13 protein-coding genes are annotated in these 9,031 nt (G+C 68.8%); 5 read left to right on the top strand and 8 right to left on the bottom strand.

Going from position 1 to position 9,031, the window contains the following annotated elements; genetic code table 11:
* Positions 1–11: 11 nt before the first annotated feature.
* The gene (locus HPO96_RS06585) at positions 12–452 is read right to left on the bottom strand and encodes a MarR family winged helix-turn-helix transcriptional regulator (RefSeq protein ID WP_171671860.1); all 441 of its coding nucleotides are present in this window, start codon (positions 450–452) and stop codon (positions 12–14) included.
* A 106-nt stretch (positions 453–558) separates the two neighbouring features.
* On the opposite strand from HPO96_RS06585, the gene HPO96_RS06590 reads away from it, so the two are divergent.
* Positions 559–879, top strand: coding sequence for a DMT family transporter (locus HPO96_RS06590; protein ID WP_171671862.1), 321 nt, complete (start codon positions 559–561; stop codon positions 877–879).
* Between the two features lie 17 nt (positions 880–896).
* Positions 897–1,244 (top strand): DMT family transporter, encoded by a 348-nt coding sequence (locus tag HPO96_RS06595; RefSeq protein WP_171671863.1) that lies wholly within the window; start codon positions 897–899, stop codon positions 1,242–1,244.
* On the opposite strand, the gene HPO96_RS06600 is transcribed toward HPO96_RS06595, so the two are convergent.
* From HPO96_RS06600 to HPO96_RS06615, 4 genes are read right to left on the bottom strand one after another with little or no spacing between them, the layout of a single operon-like run.
* Positions 1,228–1,815, bottom strand: coding sequence for a hypothetical protein (locus HPO96_RS06600; RefSeq protein ID WP_171671865.1), 588 nt, complete (start codon positions 1,813–1,815; stop codon positions 1,228–1,230). The genes HPO96_RS06595 and HPO96_RS06600 overlap by 17 nt on opposite strands.
* Before the next feature lies 1 nt (position 1,816).
* Positions 1,817–2,422: an RdgB/HAM1 family non-canonical purine NTP pyrophosphatase gene (rdgB, locus tag HPO96_RS06605; RefSeq protein ID WP_171671871.1), complete on the bottom strand. Its 606-nt coding sequence runs from the start codon at positions 2,420–2,422 to the stop codon at positions 1,817–1,819.
* Complete coding sequence (gene rph / locus HPO96_RS06610) at positions 2,419–3,135, bottom strand: ribonuclease PH (protein WP_171671873.1); 717 nt, start codon at positions 3,133–3,135, stop codon at positions 2,419–2,421. Before rph ends, rdgB begins: the two co-directional genes overlap by 4 nt.
* A 10-nt stretch (positions 3,136–3,145) precedes the next feature.
* Positions 3,146–4,045 (bottom strand): SGNH/GDSL hydrolase family protein, encoded by a 900-nt coding sequence (locus HPO96_RS06615; protein WP_337796521.1) that lies wholly within the window; start codon positions 4,043–4,045, stop codon positions 3,146–3,148.
* A 162-nt stretch (positions 4,046–4,207) separates the two neighbouring features.
* Here HPO96_RS06615 and HPO96_RS06620 point away from each other — a divergent pair, with 162 nt between their 5' ends.
* Together HPO96_RS06620 and HPO96_RS06625 are read left to right on the top strand one after the other, a co-directional pair.
* Positions 4,208–5,380: a Gfo/Idh/MocA family protein gene (locus HPO96_RS06620; RefSeq protein WP_171671876.1), complete on the top strand. Its 1,173-nt coding sequence runs from the start codon at positions 4,208–4,210 to the stop codon at positions 5,378–5,380.
* 166 nt (positions 5,381–5,546) lie between these two features.
* Positions 5,547–6,374, top strand: a complete 828-nt coding sequence (locus tag HPO96_RS06625) for a hypothetical protein (RefSeq protein WP_184999613.1) — start codon at positions 5,547–5,549, stop codon at positions 6,372–6,374.
* On the opposite strand, the gene HPO96_RS06630 is transcribed toward HPO96_RS06625, so the two are convergent.
* Positions 6,371–7,117, bottom strand: a complete 747-nt coding sequence (locus HPO96_RS06630) for an MBL fold metallo-hydrolase (protein ID WP_171671878.1) — start codon at positions 7,115–7,117, stop codon at positions 6,371–6,373. The genes HPO96_RS06625 and HPO96_RS06630 overlap by 4 nt on opposite strands.
* A gap of 10 nt (positions 7,118–7,127) precedes the next feature.
* The gene (locus HPO96_RS06635; protein ID WP_202885517.1) at positions 7,128–7,877 is read right to left on the bottom strand and encodes a TetR family transcriptional regulator C-terminal domain-containing protein; all 750 of its coding nucleotides are present in this window, start codon (positions 7,875–7,877) and stop codon (positions 7,128–7,130) included.
* Positions 7,878–7,951: 74 nt separating this feature from the next.
* Here HPO96_RS06635 and HPO96_RS06640 point away from each other — a divergent pair, with 74 nt between their 5' ends.
* Positions 7,952–8,182: a hypothetical protein gene (locus tag HPO96_RS06640; RefSeq protein ID WP_171671879.1), complete on the top strand. Its 231-nt coding sequence runs from the start codon at positions 7,952–7,954 to the stop codon at positions 8,180–8,182.
* Here the strand turns inward: HPO96_RS06640 and murI are convergent.
* Positions 8,179–8,982 carry a glutamate racemase gene (murI, locus tag HPO96_RS06645; RefSeq protein WP_171671881.1) on the bottom strand — a complete coding sequence of 268 codons (804 nt, stop codon included), beginning with the start codon at positions 8,980–8,982 and terminating at the stop codon, positions 8,179–8,181. The two genes, HPO96_RS06640 and murI, sit on opposite strands and share 4 nt — an antisense overlap.
* Positions 8,983–9,031 lie beyond the last annotated feature (49 nt).

The following is a 9,031-nucleotide window of genomic DNA, read 5'->3' on the forward strand; positions in this document are numbered from 1 at the left end:
CCGAGCGCGCATCACCGGGCGGTGCGGAGGGCCTGGACGGTCGGCGCCAGGGTGGGGTCGGTGGCGTGCTGGTTGAGGGTGGCGGAGAGGACTTCGGCGTAGGTGGCGCGGGCTTGGGCGTGGCGCTCGCGACCTTCAGGGGTGATGACGGCGTAGACGCCGCGCTTGTCGGAGGGGCAGAGGTCTTTGTAGGCGTAGCCGGCGGTTTCGAGGCGGGACACCAGGCGAGTGACCGACGACTGATTGAGGCCGACCTTGTCGGCCAGCTCCTGCATGCGGAGCTCGTTGGTGGACGACGCCGCCAAGTGTTCGAGGGAGCGGTAGTCGGAGAGGGCCAGGCCGTGGCGGGTTTGGAGGGCCTGGGCCAGCTCGCGTTCGACACGGGCGTGCAGCGCGAGGACGCGGTCCCATGCGCTGCGGTCGGAGGCGAGGGCGACGGCCGGGGTTGCCATGGCCTCAGATTACATGTTCATGCAAAGAGTTGGCAGAACGAGCCCGGGTTTCGTACCGTATTCTTCGTCAAGTACTTGCATGTACATGCATTGAAAGGATCTACAGATGGAATGGCTCTACCTAGCCGTCGCGGTGGTCTTCGAGGTGGTGGTGGCGATCGCGGCCGGTAAGGCCCAAGGGTTCACCAACCGCCGCTGGACGATCGTGACCCTGGTCAGCGGCGCGTTCGGGACGTTCTTCCTCAGCCGCGCCTTGCTGACGTTCGACGTCGGCGTCGGCTACGCGCTCTGGACGTCGGTGTCCGGCGTCGGAATCACCCTGCTCGGCGCACTGCTCTTCGGCCAGCGGCTCAGCTGGCGGAAAGCCCTCGGCATCGCCGCGATCATCGCCGGCGTCGTCGGCCTCCAACTCAGCGGTGCGGCATGACCGCGAAAGGAACCCCCATGCGCTCCACAGCCAACGCCTGGCTCATGCTCCTACTCGCCGGCGCCTTCGAGATCGGCTACGCCCTCGCCGTCGGCGGCAGCCACGGCTTCACCCGGCTGAGCTGGTCCCTCGTCGCCGTCGTCTTCTTCCTGCTCACCCTCTGGGCCCTCAGCACCGCCCTGCGCACCATCGAAGTCGGCATCGGCTACGCCGTCTGGGCCGGCATCGGCGCCGCCGGCGCCGCAGCCCTCGGCCCCGCCTTCTTCGACCAGTCCCTCACCCTCCCCCAGTCCCTCTGGCTGGGCCTGATCATCCTCGGCGTCATCTGGCTGAAACTCGCCGACGCGCCTAGCCGAGTGTCTTGAGGTAGGCGGCGCCTCGGGGGGAGAGTTCGTAGCCGACTTCGAGGCTGTGGGTGAGACCGAGGTTCTTGAGTTTGCGGACGTCGAGTTTGAAGGGGGCGGTTTCGCGGCCGAGGGAGGCCGCGAGGTCGGCGGCTCGGGTGGCGGGGGTGGACTGGATGAGGCGGAGGGTGGCGGTGGTCCAGGGGCCGTGGGGGTTGGCGGCGTCGAAGCGGGCCAGGCGTTCGGTGAGCTCGGTGAGGTCTTCGGCGGTGAGGTCGGTCTGGGCGGCGAGCTCTTCGCGGGGGTCGGGGCCTTTGACCAGGTGGAAGCGGATCAGGAAGGTCGGCCAGGACTCCTCGCCGCGGAGGCGGCGGAGGATGTCGCCGGCGTTGCGGCGGTCGGCGAGGGCGACGTCGGGGTCGTTGTCGGCGATCAGCGCGGGGTTGATCTCGCTGATGCTGTCGATCTGGATGCGGCCGGCGTTGGTCCGGTAGATGCGGCCCTCCACCACCCGGGCCTCGGACCAGCGCCGGTACGCCGACGTGATCCAGCCGTCCTCGACACCTTCGCGATCGGTTCCGGCGAACAACATGTCAGGCCCCCAATGCTTTCGCGACGATCGGCGCGAGCGCGCGCAGGGCCTTGCCCCGGTGGCTGATCGCGTCCTTCTCCTCGATCGACAGCTCGGCCGTCGTCCGGTCGTAGCCCTCGGCCGCGAACAGGACGTCGTACCCGAAGCCGCCCGAGCCGCGGACCTCGCGGATCACCGAGCCGCGCATCTCGCCGAGCACCAGCTCGTCGGCCGCACCGGGCCGGACGAAGGCGACAGCCGCCACGAACGACGCGCCGCGGCGCTCCTCCGGCACGTCCTCCAGCTGGCCGAGCAGGAGCTGGTTGTTCGCGTCGTTGTCCTTCAGCGGGCCGGACCAGCGCGCCGACAGGACGCCCGGCATCCCGTTCAGCGCGTCGACGCAGATTCCGCTGTCGTCGGCGATCGACGGCAGGCCGGTCGCGGCCAGCGCCGCATGCGCCTTGAGCAGCGCGTTGCCCTCGAACGTCGGCTCGGTCTCCGGCGGCTCCGGGTACGCCGGGACGTCGCCCAGCCCGAGCACCTCGATCCCGGGCACGATCGGCGTCAGAATGCGCCGCAGCTCCTCGAGCTTCTTCTTGTTGTTCGAAGCCAGCAAAACCTTTGTCACGCCAACGCCTCCTGCTGCAGCTTCGCCAAGTCAGCACAGCCCGCGACGCCCAGCGAGAGCAGGCTGTCCAGCTCGGCGCGGTCGAACGGCGCGCCCTCGGCCGTGCCCTGCACCTCGATGAACTTGCCGTCACCGGTGATGACGAGGTTCATGTCGGTCTCGGCCCGGACGTCCTCCTCGTAGCAGAGGTCGAGCATCGGGGCGCCGTCGATGATCCCGACCGAGACTGCCGAGACCGTGCCGGTGAGCGGCTCGCTCTTCAGCAGCTTGCGGTCGCGCAGGTACGACACGGCATCCGCGAGCGCGACGTAGGCGCCGGTGATCGCGGCCGTCCGCGTGCCGCCGTCGGCCTGCAGGACGTCGCAGTCCAGCAGGATGGTGTTCTCGCCGAGCGCCTTGTAGTCGATGACGGCGCGCAGCGACCGCCCGATCAGCCGGGAGATCTCATGCGTCCGGCCGCCGATCCGGCCCTTCACCGACTCGCGGTCCGAGCGGGTGTTGGTGGCGCGCGGCAACATCGCGTACTCCGCGCTGACCCACCCGAGCCCGGAGCCCTTGCGCCAGCGCGGAACCCCTTCGGTCACACTCGCCGCGCAGAGCACCCGCGTCTTCCCGAACTCCACCAGCACCGAGCCTTCGGCGTGGTCGAGCCACTGCCGCGTCAGTGTCACCGGGCGGAGCTGATCAGGGGTACGTCCGTCGATACGAGCCATGGACCGAACCCTATGCCTCCAAGCGCTGGACCTCCGCATTGGAAGAGCTCCAAGGACAGGAGGTGGTCCCCGCCGGCAGGCCTGCGGCGGGGCTGCCGCCGCTCAGCGCAGTCGGGCCGAAGGCCCTACCTCCTGTCGTTAGTGCACCCATCCCCATCCGGGCGACGAACGGGACCAGATCGCCGGCCCGGCGCCCGATCCACGGCACACCCTCCCGCACCATCCAGACCGTGTCCGCCCACTTGCTCGGCGGCTTGTAAGCGCAGTCCAGCGCCGGCGGTACGTCGATCCGCAGGCCGCGGACGGCGAGCTCGTCGGCGAAGATCCGGGCCAGGTGGCGGTGCCCACGCTCCCCCGGGTGCAATCGGTCGATGCTCCAGAAGTCCCGCCGATACACCTCGGGGTAGTCGGCCATGTCCAGCCGGACGCCGCCGTACCGGGCGTACAGGTCGTCGTAGGCGAGGTTCACCTGTTCGATGCGCTGCCACAGCGGCCGCCGCATCCATTTCGGCAGGCCGAAGACCTGACCATGGTCGTGGAACCGGACGGTGAGCAGCAGCGCGCCCCGAGCGGTCAACTGCTCGGCGCACACGTGCAGGTGCTCACGAATCCGCCCCGGGTCGAACGTCGAGCGCAGGGTGTCGTTGACCCCGACGATGAGCGATGCCAGATCGATCGGCCCGCTGCCGGTCTCGGGGAGCTGTTCGGTCGCGACCAGGTTGACGGTCGCGCCACTGGTCGCGAAGTTGGAGAACGTCACACGGTGGGAGCTGGCCAGCGATTCGGCGAGCAGCGAGGCCCAGCCCCGCCACCCCTCACCGGACCGCGCTCCCGCACCGGAAAGATCGGTCGTACTGCTGCCGTTCATCGGATCCCCGACCCCAACGGTGGTCGAGTCCCCAAGTGCCACGTAGTGGAGGCTCACATTCCGCCATGGTGCGCGCACGGAGCGAGACTCCGATGTTGCCTGGGTGACCAGGAAGGCAATTCCAGTGGGAGGACGGGTGATTGAAGGACGCAATTGCGCGGAGTTAGGGTGTTACAAACATCTACGTGCAGGAGTTGCTGGCTGATGACTGATCTTCGGTTCGGTGTGGTCGGGCTCGGCGCCCGGAGCCGCATCGCGCAGTATGCCCACCGGCCCGGCCAGGGCTCGGCGGTGGTAGCGGTCGCCGACCCGGTCGCCGGGCAGCGCGAGCAGACGCTCGAGCTGTATCCCGAGGCGACGGCGTACGCCGATCACGCCGAACTGCTCGACTTGAAGCTGGACGGCGTCTTCCTGACCACACCGGACGACCTGCACGAGGGGCCGGCCATCGACTTCCTCACCGCCGGCGTCTCCGTGTTCGTGGAGAAGCCGCTGGCGATCACCACCGAGGGCTGCGACCGCGTGCTGCAGGCGGCCTACGACTCCGGCGCCCGGCTGTACGTCGGCCACAACATGCGCCACATGCCCGTCGTCCAGACCATGCGACAGCTGATCCATGACGGCGCGATCGGCGACGTCAAGGCGATCTGGTGCCGCCACTTCGTCGGCCACGGCGGCGACTTCTACTTCAAGGATTGGCACGCCGACCGCCGCCGGACCACCAGCCTGCTGCTGCAGAAGGGTGCCCACGACATCGATGTGATGCACTGGCTGGCCGGCGGCTACACGACGCGCGTCAACGCGATGGGCGCCCTGACCCTGTACGGCGGCATCACCGACCGGCTCGACCGCTCCGGCCAGCGGTTCGCCGACTTCGTCAGCTCGGACAACTGGCCCCCGCTGGAGCAGAAGGGCCTGGCGCCGGTCATGGATGTCGAGGACCTCTCCTCGGCCAATCTGCTGCTCGACAACGGCGTACTGATGACGTACGAGCAGTGCCACTTCACTCCGGACTACTGGCGCAACTACACCGTCATCGGCACCCACGGCCGCCTGGAGAACTTCGGTGACACCGCAGGCGGCGTGGTGAAGGTCTGGAACAGCCGCCGCTCCGGCTACCGCGAGGACGCCGACCAGGTGGTCGAAATCGCCGGCGAGACCGAACACCACGGCGGTGCCGACCCACATCTGGTCGACGAGTTCATCCGCTTCGTCCGGGACAGCGGCGCCACTCTGACCTCCCCAATCGCGGCCCGCGCCGCAGTAGCCGCCGGGTACGCCGCTACGACCTCACTGCGCTCGAACGGCGTCCCTGTCGACGTCCCTGAGCTCGCTCCGGAGCTGGTGCGCTACTTCGACGGCGGACAGGCCAGATGAGGGTGCTATCTTCTACAACGTGACCAGGTACGCCGCGATGCGAATGCTGAGCCCCCGATTCGGAGGTCCGTCAGCGGCGTAGGCACGTGTGCTTGCAGCGAGAGGCCTCCGATTTCGGGGGCCTCTTCGCATTTCCGGCAAACACACACCCCAGGAGCCTCAGCCCATGCCTCAGATCACCTACCTGACCGACTGTCACGACGGCAACGCCCGCGCCCGGCTCAGCACCCGTATCGGCGCACTCTTCGGCCAGTCCCCGACCATCATCGCGCTGGACGGTCCGGACCCGGAGTCCTTCGCTGCGCTCACCCTGCTCGACTGCCTGCGCGCCACCGAGTCACTCGGCCAGGCGGCCCACCCGACCATCACGCTGCTCAACCTGGCGCCCCGCGACGGCCACTGGCCGAACGGCGTCCCCTTCGGCTACTTCCACTACGGCTCGCATCTGGTCGCCACGACGTTCAACCCGCGCGCACTCCAGCTGGTACGCCGGGAGCTGGGCGTCGCCAAGCTCCACGTCACCGACATCGCCGAGGTTCTCGCCACCACCCGCCTCGACGACACCGAGGCGCAGCGGATCACCGACACCCAGTTCCGCAGTCTCTGGTACCTGCCGCTGCTCGCGAAATGGGTCCTCGACGGGACGCCGATCCCGGCCACGCCGACCGCGATTCCCGACACCCCCGAGGTAGGCCCGATCGTGACCGTTGTCGACAATTTCGGCAACTGCAAACTCGATCGGAGACCCGAGAGCATCGCTCTCGACGGTGTCACCCGGCACCCGCACCTGACTGCTGTACCGCTTCAGCAGGCGGGATTGATCCCCGGAAGCTCCGGCGACGGGTACGCCGAACTCGTCGTCCGCGGCGGATCAGCGGCGGAACACTTCGGCCTGCGGCAGGGCGATCGGCTCGAGGCGGGGTTTGTTGCCGATCGCACCGGCGCGGCGGCAGGGGTCGCCGGACCGGTCGTTGCGGAGCACAACAACGGCTAGATGTCGAAGACTGCGTGTGGAGTGGCGATCTCGATCGGGCCGGGGTAGGTGCGCCGGGCGTTCTCGGCCTGGGTGGCCCGGTCGAACCACGGCGGGACATGGGTGATGACGAGTTTCTTCACGCAGGCCTTCTTCGCGTGTTCGCCGGCATCGGACGGGGACAGGTGCAGATCGACGGGATTGTTGGGGTTGTCGTCCGGCAAGGCGGCTTCGGACAACAGCAGGTCGGCGCCCCGGGCCAGCTCGATCAGCGCTTCGTTCGGCCCGGTGTCACCGGTGTAGACCAGCGTCTTTCCGTTGTGCTCGACCCGAATCGCGTACGCCGGCACCGGGTGCACCATCGGTGCCGTCCGGACCGTGAACGGGCCGATCTGCTGAACCTCCTGCCAGGGCTGGAAATCCAGCTCCTCCTCCATCCCGGGGTCGAGCGGGAGGTCGTAGGCCAGCGCCATTCGCTCCGCCGCGCCGGGCGGGGCGAACACGGGGATACGGGGAATCGGTGAACCCGGCGCGTACTTCGCCGCGACGTACAGGCCGCACAGGTCCATACAGTGGTCAGGATGCAAGTGGGACAGGCCGATCGCGCCAATCTGCGGGACGGCGATATGCCGCTGGAGCGATCCGAGTGCGCCGCTGCCGAGGTCGAGGACCAGGTGAAAGTCCTCGGCAGTGACCAGATAGCTCGAGGCGGCCGAGTCCGGCCCGGGGACTGACCCGGAGCAGCCGAGCACGGTGAGCTTCATATCTTGAAGATTACCGGCGGGTTGCGACCTTTGCAGGCAAGCCGGTCGCGTCGCGGAACAGCTGATCCAGTTGCCTGGCAATGATTTCGCGGACGTCCCGGGCGGTTCTGGTGCCGTGGACAACATCCAGCCCGAGCCCGGTCACCCCGGCGACCAGCAGGTCGGCGGTCGAGGCGAGGTGGATCCCGGGCCGGAGCAGGCCCTGTTCCTCGGCGTACCGCAGGATCAGCGCGACGAAGTCCTCCAGGGCGCGGTCGCCGGTCAGGAAGACCGCGGCCAGCGCCGGGTCGGCCAGGCTGCGGGCGTAGTACCCGACAAGGGCGCGCAGGCTCAGCCGGCGGTGCGCGTCGAGGGGCAGGAATTCCTCCAGAATCGCGCCCAGCAAGGCTTTCGGGTCGGTCAGGTCGGCCTGGATCCGGCCGGCGGCGAGCTGTTCGTTGGTGCGATGCAACAACTCCAGCGAGTCGACGAGCAGTTGATGTTTGGTTCCGAAGTGATACTGCACAACTCGGACCGACACCCCGGCCGCGGCGGCCACCGAACGCATGCTGACCGCGTCCAGCCCCTGCTCGGCGGCGATCTGCCACACCACCCGGGCGATCTCGGTCCGCCGCTCACTCGGCCCGCTCGCCACCGGGGCCGGCGTCCGGCGCGCGCGGTAGGCCTTGGCCTGGCAGGCCCGCGAGCAGTACACGGGCCGCCGGCCGCGCTCGGGCAGGCTCAGCGCCCGGCCGCAGACCCGACACATTTCATCACGCACACCGACAGGATATCCGTGACGAAACGGCGAAACCCAGACTTAAGTCGCACGGGTCCGTTGTTACGGTCGTATCCATGGACGAGGGAATGTACAGACTGGCCATGGTCGTGGTGACGTTCTTCGGGATCTGGGAAGGCGTCATCGCGCTGATCCTCGAACTCTGGACCGACAAGGGACCGACCGTGCTCACCGCGGCGAACTACCTGGCCGCGCCCTGGTGTTACGTCGTTGCAGGCGGCGCAATCGTCGTCGCGCTGCTGTTGCTCGCGGCCCTCGACAAGGGCCGGGAGCGGGCCGCGGCCTAGCGCACCCAGGCGAACTGGTCGACCGACGACAGGACCGGGCCGAGGAAACGGGAGCCGATGGCCTCGAACTCGGCGGGCGTGCCGGTCGTGACGAAACGGTGCTTCGGCTCGGGCAGGTGGTCGGGCCGGAGCAGGCCGGTCTTGGTGAGGACGCCGTACACGTCCTTGGCGCACTCCTCGGCGCTGCTGACCAGGGTGACGCGGTCGCCGACGACATACGAGATGACGCCGGTCAGCAGCGGGTAGTGCGTGCAACCGAGGATGAGCGTGTCGACGCCGGCGTCGACCAGCGGGTCGAGGTACTCGTGCGCGGCCTCGAGCAGCTCGGGGCCGGACGTCACGCCGGACTCGACGAAATCGACGAACTTCGGGCAGGGCCGGGTGATCAGCTCGACCTGCGGCGCCGCGGCGAAGGCGTCGTCGTACGCCTGGGACTGCGCGGTCGCCTTGGTGCAGATCACGCCGACCTTGTGGTTCCGCGTGGCGGCGACGGCGCGCCGCGCGGCCGGCAGGATCACCTCGACGACCGGGACGTCGTACCGTTCACGCGCATCCCGCAGCATCGCCGCGCTGGCCGAGTTGCAGGCGATCACGATCATTTTCACGCCGGCCTCGACCAGGTGGTCCAGGCATTCCAGCGCGTACTCGCGGACCTCGGCGATCGGCTTCGGGCCGTACGGCTGCCGGGCGGTGTCGCCGAGGTAGAGGATCGGCTCGTGCGGCAACTGGTCGAGCACCGCGCGCGCGACGGTGAGGCCGCCGAACCCTGAATCGAAGATCCCTACCGGCGCATCCGTCACGACCGCGAGTTTATCCGGGGCTCGGCAGCCCGGCCGCGGCGACCCGTAA

The organism is Kribbella sandramycini (assembly GCF_013131805.1).
Lineage (GTDB): Bacteria > Actinomycetota > Actinomycetes > Propionibacteriales > Kribbellaceae > Kribbella > Kribbella sandramycini.